The organism is Haemophilus haemolyticus, from assembly GCF_003490595.1.
GTDB classification, from domain to species: domain Bacteria; phylum Pseudomonadota; class Gammaproteobacteria; order Enterobacterales; family Pasteurellaceae; genus Haemophilus; species Haemophilus haemolyticus_L.
Genome location: NZ_QQGY01000002.1, coordinates 1 through 16,713, shown reverse-complemented (window position 1 = coordinate 16,713; position 16,713 = coordinate 1). Strand labels below are relative to the sequence as shown.

Genomic DNA, 16,713 nt, shown 5'->3' with positions numbered 1-16,713 from the left:
CCTCTTTTAATCGAGGAGATTTTTATTATTCTTTAAATTCTTCCATCATTTCTTGTGCTTTTTTCACCATATCTTGTGAACCAACAAATAGTGGAACGCGCTCATGAAGTGCGGTTGGTTCGATATCTAAAATTCGACGATAACCATCCGTTGCGACACCACCCGCTTGCTCCGCTAAAAATGCAATTGGATTGCCTTCATATAATAAACGGAGTTTTCCATTTGGATAGTTGGTTGCACTTGGGTAAATATAAATACCGCCTTTTAATAAGTTGCGGTGGAAGTCTGCTACAAGTGAACCAATATAGCGAGAGGCGTAAGGACGATTAGTCGATTTATCTTCTTCTTGGCAATATTTAATATATTTTTTCACACCTTGTGGGAATTTGAGGTATTGCCCTTCATTGATGGAATAAATGCGGCCAGTTTTTGGCATTTGCATATTTTCGTGTGACAGACAGAATGTACCGATTGATGGATCATAAGTAAAACCATTAACCCCATGACCAGTGGTATATACCAACATAGTTGATGAACCATAAACAATATAACCTGCGGCAACTTGTTTATTCCCTGGTTGTAAGAAATCTTCTAAAGTTACAGGCGTTCCAATTGGAGATACGCGACGGTAAATAGAGAAAATTGTACCGACGGATACGTTTACATCAATATTTGAAGAACCATCAAGGGGATCCGTTAAAATAATGTATTTTGCATTGCGTCCACGTTCCGTATCAAATGCGATAAAACTTTCTTCTTCTTCAGATGCAAACCCAGCCACTTCTTCACGCGCCATTAATGCCGCTTTCATCGTGTTATGGGCGAATAAATCAAGTTTCATTTGACTTTCGCCTTGTACGTTTTCAACACCAGATTGGCCGAGAATATTTGTTAAGCCTGCTTTATTAATATCTCGGTGAATAATTTTCGCTAAAAGACGAATTGATGACAAAATACCGCTCAATTCCCCTTTTGCATTTGGGTATTCTGCTTGGCGTTCAACGATAAATTCACTCAATGTTTTCATAATTTTCCTTTTAGTTTTTCATAATATATTGATTAATTATAGGGATTTTGGAGTGTAAACTCTAATGATAGATTATCAGAATGAGATCTTTATCACAAAAATTTCACATTTATTGCTGTAATTTTTAGAAGCTATCGCTTATTTGTTAATTAATTCTGGAGCGATTTTGTGAATTTGCGCTCCAAATAAACTTGAGCTACCATAACCGCACTTTATTAAGCCAAAAGGTAAAAAATGAAAATCGCATTAGGCATTGAGTATAACGGGCAAAATTATTATGGTTGGCAGAGACAAGAAAAAGTCCGCAGTGTACAAGAAGAATTAGAAAAGGCGCTTTCTTGTATTGCGAATGAAAAAATTGAAATATTTTGTGCGGGGCGAACGGATTCTGGTGTGAGTGGAACGGGGCAGGTTGTTCATTTTGAAACCAATTCAGTTCGCCCAGATAAGGCTTGGGCTTTTGGTACGAATGCTCATTTACCTGATGACATTGCAGTGAGTTGGGCAAAACAAGTCGATGATGAATTCCATGCTAGATTTTCTGCAACAGCACGCCGTTATCGCTATATTCTTTATTGTAATAAATTACGCTCTGCGATTTTAGCGGGAGGAATGACTCACTGTCATTTAGATTTAGATGCCGAAAAAATGCATCAAGCAGGGCAATGTTTATTAGGGGAACATGATTTTTCCTCTTTTCGCGCTGCACAATGCCAGTCTCATACGCCTTGGCGTAATGTGCATCATTTGAATGTGTCTCGTATCGGAAAATATATTATTGTGGATATTCAGGCGAATGCTTTTGTGCATCATATGGTGCGCAATATTGTGGGAAGTTTGATTGAGGTCGGTGCTGGAAATCAGCCGATTGAATGGATGCAATGGCTACTTGAGCAGAAAAATCGTCAGCTTGCTGCACCAACAGCAAAACCCGATGGATTGTATTTGGTGGATGTGATTTATCCACAAAAGTTTGATATTCCTAAACGCCCCATTGGCCCTTTATTTTTAGAGGATGGTTTATTAAATCGCACTTTGAAATAAAGCGTAATTTCATGTTTTAAATCACTATATCTGAAAATATTTTTCATAAAAAAAGACCGCACTTCAAAAGTGCGGTCAATCTTAAGTAAATTTTATATTAATTTTGATATTCCATAGTTCACTAAAAATCCACCAATCACTAGCCATAAATAAATCAGTATCCCTAAAATCAGAGGTTTTAGTCCAGCTTTCTTGATTGCGCTTGCTTGCGTAGTTAAGCCAAGCGCAGCCATCGCTGAAATTAATAAGAAAGAATCGATTTCAACGAATAATTTCACGAGTTCTTTTGGTAATAAATCAAAAGAATTAAAAATGGCAACGCCAATAAAAAGTACGGCAAACCAAGGAATTGTAATTTTGTGCGATGTATTTTCTGATACCCCATTACTACGTGTTAATAACCAAGAAAGCATTAATAAAAATGGTGCGAGCATCATTACTCGGATCATTTTGGTAATGACGGCGGTATTTGCCACGATAGGATCAATATTTCCCCCAATCGCATAAACTTGAGCTACCTCATGCACGCTAGAACCAATATAAATACCGAATTGATGAGCGTTAATTAAATTTTGTGACCAAGTGTAGAGAAATGGATAAGTAAAAATAGAAAGCGTCCCGAAAATGACCACTACGGCAATCGCCACTGAAACTTTATGAGATTCTGCTTTGGTAACAGGCTCTGCCGCCATAACCGCTGCCGCACCACAAATACTACATCCAGCCCCAGTCAGATAAACCAATTGTTTATCCATTTTTAGATAACGAATGCCCAAAAGTGCGGTAAAAAAGAACGTTGAAATTAGCATGATTGCATCAGTGACGACAGCATTTAATCCAACATCGGCGATATCGCTAAAGGTGAGTCGAAAACCATATAGCACAATGCCAGTGCGAAGAAGAGGACCTTTCGCAAATAATACGCCTTTTTCCACTTGTGCAGAAAATTGCGGGTAAATGGTATTGCCGATTGCCATTCCCAGCAAGATGGCAATAATTAAGGCACTGACATGATAGTGATGAGAAAAGTCGGTACTCCCTAAGTAGCTGGCAAGTACAGCGATAATCGCGATAAATATAAGTCCGAAATAAAAGGGACGAGTGTTCATTTTTTCTTTCCTTAGTTAGTATGAGTTTCCTTTACCCAGGCACTTTCATCCAAAATTTTTCCAAAATAACTTTCCACTAAACGGCCAGTTACATCTGTTTGAGGATCGGTAAATAGCGTTTTAGGCGTACCGCTCTTTATCATTTTCCCTTTATCCATCACTATGACAGTGTCTGCAATATGTTTAATCACGCCGAGGTCTTGCCCTACATAAATGTAAGAGATGCCTAAACGTTGCTGCAGATCAAGAGTTAAATTTAGTAATTGAATGCGCACCGAGGCATCTAAATTACCAAGTGCATCATCTATAATAATTATTTCAGGTTCTAAAATCAGCGCGCGAGCCAAAGCGACACGCTGTTTTTGGCTGATAGAAAGATGTTTGATTTTTAGATTTGTGTAATCGGGGTAAAGCCCTACAAGTAACAGTGTTTCAAAGATTTTTTGATTGCGACGTTCTTCATCCCAGTCTGTTGCTAAACGTAGCGGCGCATCTAATGCCTCACCGATATTTAAGCGAGGATTAAACGCTGAATTCGCATCTTGGAACACCATTCGAATATGTTGCGCGCGGTATTGAAAATCCTCGAATTGCAATTCATGATCGTTAAATAAAATTCTGCCAGAAGTGGGCTGAGTAATGCCCGCAATCATTTTTACTAACGTTGATTTCCCAGAACCATTTTTGCCGATAATCGCCAAAGTTTGTTGGCGCTCAAGAGAAAAACTTACATTTTCTACCGCATTAAAGTCACTCGTACCAAATAAACGCTTGCGACCTTTGAAGGTTTTCGTTAAATCTTCTACTTGTAATAACGGCATTATTCATTTCCTTTGCTTGCAAGTGTTAATGGTGTACTCGTAGCTTTTTCTTTGAAGGTTTTCTCGCGTAAATTAATTGGATAATGGCAAGAAAATTCATGTTGTTTTATTTTGAATCGAGTTGGTTTTTCAATACATTTTTTCTGCGCAAAAGGGCAACGAGGACCAAGACGGCAACCAATAGGCATTTGTTCTAAAATTGGCACAGTGCCTTCTAAGGTGCTTAGTTTTGTTTTAAATCCCAAAGGCTGCGTAAAATCAGGTACGGCATTAATCAACGCCTGTGTGTAAGGATGATGAGGACTTTCAAGCAACATTTGCGTTGGACCTGATTCCGTATTTTGCCCGCAATAGAGTACAGAAATCTGATCGCACCATTCACTAATACTTCTGATGTCATTGCTAGCCAATAAAACGGTTGTGCCTTGGTTTTGGTTCATACTCGAAAGTAATCGAAATACCTGTAATGCTGTTGTTGCTTCTAATGCATTAGTCGGTTCATCGGCAATGAGCAAGCGGGGCTGATTTGCCACTGCGATAGCAATCATGACTTTTTGTCCTTCGCCTTCCGTTAATTCATTAGGATAGCTTGCCATGATATCTTTGTGTTCTTTTATCCCTACACGATGCAATAATTCAATGGCACGGCGTTTTTTCCAACCAAACCATTGCCACCATTTTCCTTTAAATGTCCAATTCGGGATATTTTGGATTAATTGTTTACCAATTTTCCGACTTGGATCAAGACAAGAAAGGGGATCTTGGAAAATCATGGATATTTCTTTACCCACTAACTTTCGACGTTTATTAGGACTGAGTTTTAGTAACTCTACATCATGAAAGCGAAAGCGATCTGCGGTAATAATCCAGTTTTCTTTGATAGCATTACAAATTACTTTGGCGATTAAACTTTTACCAGAACCTGATTCGCCAACAAGCCCACAAATTTCCCCTTCATTGATCGATAAGCTTACGCCGTCCACAATCTTAACGAGGCCGTTTGAGGTTTGTATTTCGATATTTAGGTTACGGATGTCTAGTAGTGCCATAAATTATTCGTAATATTGGTTGATAGCTTTAGTTAAGCCATTGCTAAAAATAATGCTTAATAAAATAGTAAAAATAATTGCAAAGCCAGGGAGTAATACCGTCCAGGGTGCAAGATAGAGGAGTTCTAAAGAATCTCGAATCATTGCGCCCCATTCTGGGGTTGGTCGTTGTGCGCCAAGGGAAATAAAACTCAAGGCGCTAATATCCAATATAGCGACAACAAATGCGCGTGCAATTTCTTGAACATAGATTACGGTGATATTAGGCAAAATGGTACTTTTTAATAATTCCCAGTTAGAAATGCCCTCAAGTTTTAACATCAGCACATAATCTTTTTTCAATTCTTGTTGAATGGCTCGATAAATTGCATGGATGAAATAGGGCAATATCGCTAAAAGTGTTGCGAACATTGCATTTAATAAACTCGGTTCCATCAGAGTGGAAATCACGATGGCAATGAGCAAAATAGGGAGCGATAAAAAGGCATCGAAAATATGACCAACAAAACGCGCTTTTAAGCCTTTCAACATACCGGCAACAATACCAAGGGTTCCACCAATTAAGGCAACTACAAGTACGACTAGCAACGATGATCCAATCGTGTAACTTGTGCCCATAATTAATCTACTCAGCACATCACGACCTAAATCATCAGTACCAAAGAAAAAGGCAATTTGCCCTTTTTCGACCCAAGATGGCGGCATTAATTCTTGCCCAACAAACTGCATATTATGAGCATAAGGTGCGATCCAACCGCTGAAAAGTGCGGTTAGAATTAACAACGTTAATAAATAAAAGCTGAACAACGCAATGGTATTTTTGCGAAATAGCAGCCAGATTTGGAATATTGAAGTATTTTCTCGAAATTCTTCAGGTTCTTTATCTTGCATACCAACCTTTCTTTTTAAATGGATCGAGCACGAAAGCAAGCGCTTTAATAAATGTGTCGATTAAAATAATGCAAACGCCAATGACAACTACACCCGCAGAAATACTATTGTAATCTTGTTGCGTTACGGCATCGATCAGCCAGCGACCAATTCCAGGCCAACCTAAAGCTGTTTCTACCAACATACATTGAGTTAATACTAGGGTAAACACGCGAGGTACTTGTGGAACAAGCAGAGGAAACGTATTACGGAATACATATTGGTGGAGAATTTTCCATTTTGACCAACCCCGTGTTGTGGCAACTTTGGCAAAATTTTGGTTCAAAACATATTCTGCTCGTTGTTGAATAATTCTGATAATTTCCATTGTTGGCAAAATGCAAAGCACCAGTGTTGGTAAGGCTAAATGTTGTAAAACATTTTGTACAATTTTGGTGCGATAAGGCACATCTATAAACCAAACATCAATGACAGGAAAACCAGTAATCGGTTTTATTTCATAGAGTAAATTGTATTGCCCAATAGAGGCAATTTCCCAATGATTCACTGCCGCCACATAAAGTAAAATAGGTGCAAGCCAAAATATTGGGATTGATAAGCCTAGATAAGATAAGCTTTTTAAGCTCTTTGCAAAAATATGCTGAGAATTTACCGCACTTATAATACCAAGTGGTACGCCGAGAATGAACGCCAATAAAAGTGCGGTAAAACAAAGCTCTAATGTAGGTGGAAGCACCGTTAGAATCAGATCTATGAGCGATTTCCCACCGTTATAAGTAATCCCAAAATCGCCATGTAATAAGGTGCTTAAATAATTAAAATAACTAGTATAAATATTGTGCGTGACAAGATCGGCATTAAGCGGATCTCGCAATAAAATGACGAAACTTAGCAAAGATAACACAAGCAAAAGCAAGGTTACCCAAAGGGTATGGCGAATAACAGACCACAACATTAGGGTTTCTCCTTGTGTAAGCGTAAGTCCGAAAAGTTAAGGCTACCGAACGGTGTCATTTCCACGCCTTTTACTTGGCTATTTGCCACCAAAATGCGTTTTACATTCGCAATAGGGATAATCGGCAATTCATGTAGAATCAGTTCTTGAGCATCATTATAAGCACGCGCCCGTTCAGATAAATTAGAGGTGGCAATCGCGCGATCCATTAAATGATTAAATTCTTCGTTACACCAGTTAGATAAATTTGTGATTTCATTTTGCGTATTACAGCTCAAAATAGGGCGCATAAATCCATCAGGATCAAGATTTCCTGCTAACCATCCCGCTAAAATTAAATCGTAATTTTCTGATTTATTGCGAAGTTGCTCACTCAAAAATGTGCGTGTTACTGTCCGCACTTTCACTTTTACGCCGACTTGATCCAAATCGGATTTAATCATTTCCGCCATTTTAAAAGGGGCTGGGTTATACATTTGTTCTTCATTAATCACCCATAAATTGAGCGAAAGATGTTTATTTTCTAATTTTTTCTTCGCGATTTTTGGACTGTAATCAAAATCAAATTCTGGCGTGTTTACGCTAGAAGCCCAAGATACTTCAGGAATAATGTTATTCGCTACTGTCGCAGTATTGTGATAGATGTTGTGAATAATACGTGCGCGGTTCAAACTTTGTGAGATAGCTTCTCGAATGGTGCGATCCTGCATCAATGGTTTTTCAAAATTGAAAGCAAGATATGCTAAATTCATTCCGTCAGTAGATTGCATATAGTAGTGCTTATCGTTGCTCTTTAATAAGCCAATTTGGCTCACTTCAGGATAAGAGGCTATTTGACATTCATTATTGAAAAACTTGACGAGCCGCCCATTTCTATCAGTAGATAAATCTACGATAATATTTTCAATTTTTTCTTCTTTTTTCCAATAGTTTTCGTTACGCACTAAGCGAACATATTGGTTATACACATAATCCTTTACTTGATATGGTCCAGTGCCCACGGGGTGAGTATCTAATTGAGTGAGATTATCGTCAGCGCTTAATTGATAGGCATATTCTTGTGAAAAAATAATCGCATATTGGCTGGCAAGATGCGACAAGATCGATGAATCAGGCTCAAATAATTCAATTTTCACTTGGTAAGGCGAAAGTGCGGTCACTGATTTAATTTTTTCATTAAGCTTAATGCTATCAAAATAAGGAAAGCGAACTTTTCTTGCTTGCTCGTGAAACACTTTATATTGTGGGTTTTTATAGGTAATTGCTGTTTCTGCTAAGGTGGGCAAGTAAGTATCATGACCCAACACACGATTGATTGAAAATATTACATCTTCCGCATTAAAATCACGAGTTGGGGTAAACCAAGGCGTATGATGAAATTTCACCCCACGGCGTAAATTAATTAAAATTTCTTTGTTATCTGGTGAAATTGAATAGGATTGCGCGAGCACAGGCGTAACATTTGCGCTATGGTTTTTTATTTCAAAAAGTTTGTTATAAATTTGCTCTGTGACGACATTCATACTGGTGCCAGCATCCGCAGTTTGTGGATTAAAAGAAAATCCAGAGGCATTAGTACAATAAGTTAGTCCGTTTTCTGTTAGGTGTTCTGGTACGCGCGGAGCCGCTTGAAGTTGAGAATTCAAGCTAATACCAAATAGAAAACAGAAAAACGTAAGATTTTTGCGTAACATAACAAATGCATTGTGATAAATTATGTGCCAAATTGTAAGGCATATTAGTAAAAATGGCTAGGATATTGAATGTTTAATAGGGTTCAAAACGAAATCAATCAAATTATTAATCGTGGTTTTGACCGCACTTTGCGCTTGGCGGTAACAGGGTTAAGTCGGAGTGGAAAAACGGCGTTTATTACAAGTTTAATCAATCAACTTCTCTCTATTAATCAACATTCATCACAGCATTTGCCCTTGTTTGAAGCGGCTAGAAATGGTGCAATCTTGGCGGTGAAACGCGTATCCCAACAAGATCTCAGCGTGCCACGTTTTGATTATGAACGTAATTTAAATGATTTGTCACAAAATCCGCCTCAGTGGTTTCAATCTACTCGTGGCGTGAGTGAAACGCGTTTAGCAATTCGTTTTCAACGTCAATCTGGCTTGCTACGCCATTTGAAAGAACGAGGCACGCTTTATCTGGATATTTTTGATTATCCAGGGGAGTGGCTGCTCGATTTGCCGTTGTTAAATCTAGATTTTCAACAATGGTCACAAGAGCAAATCAAGGTTACAACTGGCATTCGAGAAGAATTGGCGCAGAATTGGTTTTCCATGTTGCAGGATTTGGATTTAAGTGCGGTCGCAAATGAAGATGTTTTAGCCAAGATAGCGAAAAGTTATACGGATTATTTACACCAATGTAAGTCGCAAGGTATGCAATTTATTCAGCCTGGGCGATTTGTATTACCGAGTGATTTAGAGGGCGCGCCAGCATTGCAATTTTTCCCATTGATTCATCTTTCGGAAGAACAGTGGAAAACCTTGAAAAAAACAGCCAAATCGAATAGCTATTTTGCTGTGCTGACAAAACGTTATGATTATTATCGAAATAAAATTGTGAAAGGTTTTTACGAAAATTATTTTTCTACCTTTGATCGTCAAGTGATTTTGGTGGATTGTTTAACGCCTTTAAATCATAGCCAGCAAGCCTTTTTAGATATGAAAATGGGCTTAAATCAGTTATTTAATAATTTCCATTATGGCAGCAGAAATTTTCTTCATCGTTTGTTTTCCCCGAGAATTGATCGATTAATATTTGTTACGACAAAGGCTGATCATATTACTCGTGATCAAATTCCTAATTTAGTGAGTTTAATGCGCCAAATTGTGCAAGAGGGCGGTCGCCATGTAGAATTTGAAGGAATTGATACGGAATATACCGCCATTGCGGCTGTTCGTACCACAAAGCAAGTGATTGTGAATCAGCAAGGAAAAGAAATTAAAGCAATTCAAGGGATTCGTTCTATTGATAAACAACCGATTACGCTTTATCCAGGAACGGTGCCGAGTAAATTACCAAGAACAGAATTTTGGCAAAAACAACCGCACTTTGATTTTGATAGTTTTGAACCTCAGCCTTTAGAACAAGGGGAGAGTATTCCTCATTTGAGAATGGATGCGGTTTTACAATTTTTATTAAGTGATCGATTTGAATAAAAAAGTGCGGAAAATTTTCCGCACTTTTTTCATCCTTCTAGCCCGTATTGCGCATCCCAGCTGCGATACCTGTGATAGTAATCATCAATGCTTGTTCCACATCGGGATTGACTTGCTCTGGATTTTCACGGAAACGGTGGAGCAATTCCACTTGCAGTAGATTGAGGGGATCCGTGTAGATATTACGCAATGCGATTGAATCTGCAATCCAAGGTAAATCAGACATCAATTCACTTTGGTGAGAAAGTGAAAGCACCGTTTGAATATCATCTTCAAGTTGCTTACGTAAATTTTCTCCTAAATACCAAAGTTCTTTTTTTACTAATCGTTGATCATACTGTTGAGAAAACCAAGCATCCGATTTACTAAAGACCATTTCCAACATACCGATTCGAGTTGAAAAGAACGGCCAGTTTTCGCACATTTCATGAATGATATTGCCTTTGCCTTGTTCAATAATTTGACGGATAGAGGCACCCGCACCTAGCCAAGCGGGCAGCATTAAGCGATTTTGCATCCATGCAAAAATCCAAGGAATGGCGCGTAAACTTTCTACACCGCCATTTGGATTACGTTTTGCTGGACGAGAGCCAAGCGGCAATTTGGAGAGTTCCTGTTCTGGTGTAGCACTACGGAAATAAGGAACGAAATCTTTATCACCACGCACCACACCACGATAAATATCGCAAGAAATAGAGGAAAGCTCGTCCATTATAGTGCGCCATTCTGGTTTCGGTTCTGGTGGTGGTAAAAGATTTGCTTCTAAAATAGCGCTGGCGTAGAGATCAAAGGTTTCTACCGCCACAGCGGGCAAACCCAGTTTAAAGCGAATCATTTCGCCTTGTTCTGTTACACGTAAACCATTTTTTAGTGAACGAGGTGGTTGAGAAAGTAATGCCGCATGTGCTGGCGCACCGCCACGACCAATCGTGCCACCACGTCCGTGGAATAAAGTGAGTTCAATGCCAAGTTTTTCCGTTAAATTCACTAAGGCTTCTTGTGCACGGTATTGCGCCCAAGAGGCAGCCATCATTCCCGCATCTTTTGCTGAATCCGAATAGCCAATCATCACCATTTGACGATTATTGATAACGCCACGATACCAACCCACATTGAAAAGTTGAGTCATGACTTTTTCGGCTGCATCTAAATCGTCTAAGGTTTCAAATAGCGGCACAACAGGAATGTGATATGGCACACCCGCTTCTTTCAAGAGTAAATGAACGGCTAAAACATCAGAGGCACTGCGTGCCATCGAAATAACATAACACGCAATGACACCTTGTTTTTGTTGAGCAATGACTTTACAAGTATCTAAAATTTCTTTGGTTTCAGACGATGGCGTCCAGTTTTGCGGAATTAATGGGCGACGTGAGCTTAATTCCCGAATTAAGAAAGCCTGTTTATCGTCTTCCGTCCATTGAGCGTAATCACCTAAACCAATATAGCGTGTGATTTCAGCAATGGCATCGGTGTGACGTGTGCTTTCTTGGCGAATATCCATTTGAGAAAGTGTCACGCCAAAACAACTAATACGGTGCAAAATATCCAACAATGAACCATTGGCAATAATACGCATGCCGCATTGAATTAAAGATTGATAACAATCGTAAAGCGGCTCCCAAAGTTGATTATCTTCCAAAATAATTTCGCTTTCGGATACGCGCGGTGTGCGATCTGATAGATGATCATCAAAATAAGCTAATGTTGCCGTAAGCTGATTGCGTAAATTTTTCACCACGAAACGATAGGGTTCTAAATGCTCACCGTATTTAGCACGAAATTCATCGCTACATTTCACCATTGAAAGTTCATCGACTAATTTGCTGATGTCTTGTAAGAATAAATCCGCCGCTTTCCAACGGGCAAAATAAAGCACTTTTTTGGTGATTTGTGCGGTGACAAATGGATTTCCATCACGGTCGCCACCCATCCAAGAGGAAATACGCACAGGTTTTAATCCTACTGGCAAATCGTAACCTAAAAATTCACGAGCGGTTTCGTTGAGTTGGCGTAAAAACTCTGGCACAGCTTGCCACAAACTATTTTCCAACATCGCAAAGCCCCATTTTGCTTCATCAAATGGTGTTGGACGAACAGTACGAATTTCGTTGGTATGCCATGCTTCAGCGATTAAACGAAGTAATAGACGCTCAATAATATTGCGTTCTTTTTCAGTTAAATCATGATGTTCCAGCTTGCTTAAACATTTATTGATTTCAATATGTTTATGAATGAGTGAGCGACGTGTTGTTTCTGTTGGGTGTGCGGTAAGAACAAGCTCAATTAATAATTTTTCGACGGTTTTATGCACCTCTTCCACTGAGGCATTTTGTTCTTTTAAGCGTTTGAAAAGTTCGCTTAAGGATTGAGAAGAACTTTGTGCAAGAGAATGTTCACGAGAAATCGTTTGATATTGTTCCGCAATATTCGTGAGGTTTAAAAATTGGCTGAAAGCACGTGCGACGGGAATAATATTTTCATTAGAAATACTACCGAGCGTGTCGAGCAATTCTTGTCTTGCTTTATCATCACCTGCACGAGAATTACGAGAAAGTTTACGAATATTTTCGATTAATTCGAGAATATCGGCACCTTGGGCATCGTTGATTGTTTCTCCGAGAAAACGCCCTAACATACTAATGTTATTGCGCAGAGTGGCGTACTCTTGTGTCATGGGAACTCCTAAAAGTAAAAAATAAACTTCGTAAGTTGGTGATAGATATAGCTAAAAACGGAAGATAGGGCAAATGCTATTCAAGGAAACCTTGAAGATAATCAAGAAAAGCTAAAAAATAGCTAAAAAAGAACCGCACTTTTTATAGATTATTTAAAAAGTGCGGTTCTTTTTTAATAAGTTTTATAAAATTGATTTAACGGATTTTCGAATAATAAGCTCAGGGCCAATGTCAATACGACTATATTGCTGAACACCTTGATCTTTTTTACTAATACGCTCTAATAAAATATTCACCGCCTGTCTGCCTAATCGTAGTTTCGATTGGTGAATAGTGGTTAATGGTGGCGCATAGAAACGTGAAGCATGAATATCATCATAGCCGATAATGGACATATCATCGGGTACGCGCAATCCTTTTTCTGTCAGTGCAGAAATTGCACCTAACGCCATCACATCGTTACAACAGAATAGGGCTGTTGGTAATTCTTCTTGAGCCAGTAAACGATTCATACATTCATAACCGTCTTCAGGTTCAAAGGCACCTTCGAAAATCCAAGGTTTATGCACTTCAAGATTCGCATCTACCATCGCTTTTAAAAAGCCTTCATAACGAGTTTTTGCCGTAGTTTTATTGAGTTCACCACAGATAATCCCGATTTTTTTATGACCGCACTCAATGAGGTGTTTGGTTGCTAAATAACCGCCATCAAAACTATGATCATCAATTACATCGGTATTAGCATTTGGGCCCCAATCCATTACAACCATTGGAATAGTGGAAAATGACGAAAGTAAATCCAAGGAGTCTTGCGTATATTCAGAACACATCACCAGCAAACCATCTACCCGTTTTTTCGCCAACATTTCCAAATGATTTTTGACTTTTTCAGGATCATTTTGTGTGTTACACAAAAATAAAGAATAACCTTGTCGATAGCAATGTTCTTCAACAGAATGAATGATTTCGGCAAAATACGGCGCTTCACTGGTCGTCACAATCATTCCAATGGATTTTGTGGTATTGACTTTCAAACTGCGCGCCACGGCACTGGGTGAATAGTTAAGTTGCTTAATTGCTAATAACACCGCTTCTTCCGTATCTTTTGCAACGAAGCGGGTTTTATTAATAACATGAGATACGGTTGTGGTGGACACGCCAGCCATTTTTGCGACATCTTTAATTGTTGCCATATTTCGAACCCCAAAAATTTTTGCCTATTATAAAGGTTTGTAGAAAATTTCGTTACTTTTATTGAAATTTTTTTGTAAAAGAGGTGATTTTCTTAAAACAATCTTGTTACAATGTGGCATCATTTTTAGTGAGGAGAAAAACATGAGTGATTTTGGTTATGCAATGATTGCAGTTGTATTGAGTATGTCAGTCGTTTGTGGTTTAGCGCTTTCAATTTTTTAATCAATTATGTTTTAGGATCACCGCAGTTTGTTTTAACAAAGTGCGGTGATTTTTTTAGGTGTTTTTGCGCAGCAAGCGAAAATATGATAAAACAGATTCCATCTTATTCACACAAAACATAGGAAATACAATGTCAAACTTACAAGCAATTATTGAAGCTGCATTTGAAAAACGTGCAGAAATTACACCAAAAACCGTTGATGCAGAAACGCGTGCGGCAATTGAAGAAGTGATCGAAGGATTAGATTCTGGAAAATATCGTGTAGCCGAAAAAATTGATGGCGAATGGGTAACACATCAATGGTTAAAAAAAGCGGTTTTACTTTCATTCCGTATTAATGACAATCAAATCATTGACGGCGCAGAAACAAAATATTACGACAAAGTAGCATTAAAATTTACGGATTACACCGAAGAGCGTTTTGCTCAAGAAGGTTTCCGTGTTGTGCCTTCTGCAACGGTGCGTAAAGGTGCATACATTTCTAAAAACTGCGTATTAATGCCATCTTATGTAAACATTGGTGCTTACGTTGGCGAAGGCACAATGGTAGATACTTGGGCAACGGTAGGCTCATGCGCACAAATCGGTAAAAACGTTCACTTATCTGGTGGTGTAGGCATCGGCGGCGTATTAGAACCATTACAAGCTAACCCAACCATTATCGGTGATAACTGCTTTATCGGCGCACGTTCAGAAGTGGTGGAAGGCGTTATCGTAGAAGATGGCTGTGTTATTTCAATGGGCGTATTCATCGGTCAATCAACCAAAATTTATGATCGTGAAACCGGTGAAATTCACTACGGCCGTGTACCAGCAGGTTCTGTGGTAGTATCTGGTAGCCTTCCATCAAAATGTGGAAAATACAGCTTATACTGCGCAGTAATCGTGAAAAAAGTGGATGCAAAAACTTTAGGTAAAGTTGGCATTAACGAATTATTACGTTCTATCGAAGAATAGTAAAAAATAATAAAAAAAAGACCGCACTTTTAAAAGTGCGGTCGAAAATCTAAAAGAAATTAAGCTGCGAACGGATCACGTAAAATCATGGTTTCTACACGATCAGGGCCTGTTGAAAGAATATCAATTGGTACCCCAGTTACTTCTTCAATACGTTTAATATAGTTAATGCAGTTTTGTGGCAATTTATTTACATCTGTGACGCGGAAAGTATTTTCTTTCCAACCCGGTAATGTTTCATAAATTGGTTCTACACCTTCCCAATCTTTCGCTGCTAATGGAGCATATTCAACGATTTCACCATTTGGCATTTTGTATGCAACACAGATTTTTACTTCGTCAAAACCATCTAACACGTCCAGTTTGGTCATGCAGAAGCCAGAAATAGAGTTAAGTTGGATTGCACGACGAATGGCGACGGCATCGAACCAACCACAACGACGTGGACGGCCTGTTACTGCACCAAATTCGTTACCCTTACGCGCAATTTCAGCCCCCACATCATCAAATAATTCCGTTGTGAATGGGCCACCGCCTACACGAGTACAGTAAGCTTTGATGATACCAAGCACATAATCAAGATTACGCGGGCCAAAACCAGAACCTGTTGCAACACCACCAGCCGTTGTGTTTGAGCTGGTTACATACGGATAAGTACCGTGGTCGATATCTAACATGGTACCTTGCGCACCTTCAAATAAAATGTGCTCGCCATTTTTGCGTGCTGTATCAAGAATTGTAGTGATATCTGCCACCATACCTGTGATTACATCGGCAATTGCCATTACATCATCTAAGGTTTTTTGATAATCGACCGGTTCAACTTTGTAGTAGTTCACCAATTGGAAATTATAGTATTCAAGGATATTTTTGAGTTTTTCGGCAAAAGATTCTTTATCAAATAAATCGCCTACGCGTAAACCACGACGAGCTACTTTATCTTCATAAGCTGGGCCAATGCCACGACCAGTTGTACCGATAGCTTTTTTACCGAGTGCTGCTTCACGGGCGTGATCCATCGCCACATGATAAGGCAAGATTAAAGGGCACGCTTCAGAAATTAACAAACGTTCACGCACTTTAATACCACGGCTTTCAAGTTCGCTCATTTCTTTCATTAATGCTTCAGGTGAAACCACAACGCCATTACCAATTAAGCAAGTTACGTTTGGATGTAACATACCAGATGGAATTAAACGTAATACGGTTTTCTCTCCATTAATGATAAGTGTATGGCCTGCGTTGTGACCGCCTTGGTAACGAACTACGTATTTTACGCGATCCGTTAGAAGATCGACGATTTTCCCTTTACCTTCATCGCCCCATTGAGCGCCTAAGATAACAACACTTTTTCCCATAATTTCCGCCTTTTATTCGGTTAAATTAGTCAAATGAACAGCCGTTTACTTTACTCTTTTTCGGCTTTAATCTCAATGATATAAAAGAAAAAGTGCGGTGATTTTGATCTGACCCCAAAAAGTTAGACTGTTATTTAAAGGATTGTTTTCGATATTGTATCGGACTCAGTCCTTTTAATTTTAGTTGAATCCGTCGATGATTATAGTAATCCAAATAATCTCTGACAGCAT

At 38.9% G+C, this 16,713-nt stretch carries 14 protein-coding genes; 3 read left to right on the top strand and 11 right to left on the bottom strand.

Annotated features, from left to right (window positions below):
• Positions 1-25: 25 nt before the first annotated feature.
• Complete coding sequence (fbp, locus tag DV415_RS01800; protein ID WP_118781591.1) at positions 26-1,027, bottom strand: class 1 fructose-bisphosphatase; 1,002 nt, start codon at positions 1,025-1,027, stop codon at positions 26-28.
• A 234-nt stretch (positions 1,028-1,261) separates the two neighbouring features.
• Here fbp and truA point away from each other — a divergent pair, with 234 nt between their 5' ends.
• A complete protein-coding gene (gene truA / locus DV415_RS01795; protein ID WP_118791745.1) occupies positions 1,262-2,071 on the top strand; it encodes a tRNA pseudouridine(38-40) synthase TruA in 810 nt (269 codons plus the stop codon).
• A gap of 92 nt (positions 2,072-2,163) precedes the next feature.
• Here the strand turns inward: truA and DV415_RS01790 are convergent, their stop codons facing one another.
• The 6 genes from DV415_RS01790 to DV415_RS01765 are packed head-to-tail and all read right to left on the bottom strand — an operon-like array spanning position 2,164 to position 8,590.
• Entirely contained in the window at positions 2,164-3,180 is a 1,017-nt protein-coding gene (locus DV415_RS01790) for a YeiH family protein (protein WP_118791744.1), read from the bottom strand.
• Positions 3,181-3,191: 11 nt separating this feature from the next.
• Positions 3,192-4,001 (bottom strand): peptide ABC transporter ATP-binding protein, encoded by an 810-nt coding sequence (locus tag DV415_RS01785; RefSeq protein WP_118791743.1) that lies wholly within the window; start codon positions 3,999-4,001, stop codon positions 3,192-3,194.
• Positions 4,001-5,050 carry a peptide ABC transporter ATP-binding protein gene (locus tag DV415_RS01780; protein ID WP_118791742.1) on the bottom strand — a complete coding sequence of 350 codons (1,050 nt, stop codon included), beginning with the start codon at positions 5,048-5,050 and terminating at the stop codon, positions 4,001-4,003. The genes DV415_RS01785 and DV415_RS01780 overlap by 1 nt, the downstream gene beginning before the upstream one ends.
• A 3-nt stretch (positions 5,051-5,053) precedes the next feature.
• On the bottom strand, positions 5,054-5,941 hold the full coding sequence (locus tag DV415_RS01775; protein ID WP_118791741.1) for an ABC transporter permease subunit: 888 nt from the start codon (positions 5,939-5,941) through the stop codon (positions 5,054-5,056).
• Entirely contained in the window at positions 5,931-6,896 is a 966-nt protein-coding gene (locus DV415_RS01770; RefSeq protein WP_118791740.1) for an ABC transporter permease, read from the bottom strand. Before DV415_RS01770 ends, DV415_RS01775 begins: the two co-directional genes overlap by 11 nt.
• Positions 6,896-8,590 (bottom strand): ABC transporter substrate-binding protein, encoded by a 1,695-nt coding sequence (locus DV415_RS01765; RefSeq protein WP_118791739.1) that lies wholly within the window; start codon positions 8,588-8,590, stop codon positions 6,896-6,898. The genes DV415_RS01770 and DV415_RS01765 overlap by 1 nt, the downstream gene beginning before the upstream one ends.
• Before the next feature lie 69 nt (positions 8,591-8,659).
• Between DV415_RS01765 and DV415_RS01760 the strand changes: the two genes are divergently transcribed.
• On the top strand, positions 8,660-10,072 hold the full coding sequence (locus tag DV415_RS01760) for a YcjX family GTP-binding protein (protein WP_118791738.1): 1,413 nt from the start codon (positions 8,660-8,662) through the stop codon (positions 10,070-10,072).
• A 37-nt stretch (positions 10,073-10,109) separates the two neighbouring features.
• Here DV415_RS01760 and ppc read toward each other — a convergent pair whose 3' ends face one another.
• The gene (ppc, locus tag DV415_RS01755) at positions 10,110-12,749 is read right to left on the bottom strand and encodes a phosphoenolpyruvate carboxylase (protein WP_118791737.1); all 2,640 of its coding nucleotides are present in this window, start codon (positions 12,747-12,749) and stop codon (positions 10,110-10,112) included.
• A 183-nt stretch (positions 12,750-12,932) separates the two neighbouring features.
• Positions 12,933-13,943, bottom strand: a complete 1,011-nt coding sequence (purR, locus tag DV415_RS01750) for an HTH-type transcriptional repressor PurR (RefSeq protein WP_118791736.1) — start codon at positions 13,941-13,943, stop codon at positions 12,933-12,935.
• 353 nt (positions 13,944-14,296) lie between these two features.
• Here purR and dapD point away from each other — a divergent pair, with 353 nt between their 5' ends.
• The gene (gene dapD / locus DV415_RS01745; RefSeq protein ID WP_005637068.1) at positions 14,297-15,124 is read left to right on the top strand and encodes a 2,3,4,5-tetrahydropyridine-2,6-dicarboxylate N-succinyltransferase; all 828 of its coding nucleotides are present in this window, start codon (positions 14,297-14,299) and stop codon (positions 15,122-15,124) included.
• 59 nt (positions 15,125-15,183) lie between these two features.
• On the opposite strand, the gene purA is transcribed toward dapD, so the two are convergent.
• Together purA and DV415_RS01735 are read right to left on the bottom strand one after the other, a co-directional pair.
• Complete coding sequence (gene purA, locus DV415_RS01740) at positions 15,184-16,482, bottom strand: adenylosuccinate synthase (protein ID WP_118790770.1); 1,299 nt, start codon at positions 16,480-16,482, stop codon at positions 15,184-15,186.
• Between the two features lie 130 nt (positions 16,483-16,612).
• A partial coding sequence (locus DV415_RS01735) for an IS3 family transposase (protein ID WP_133253116.1) occupies positions 16,613-16,713 on the bottom strand: 101 nt, incomplete at its 5' end.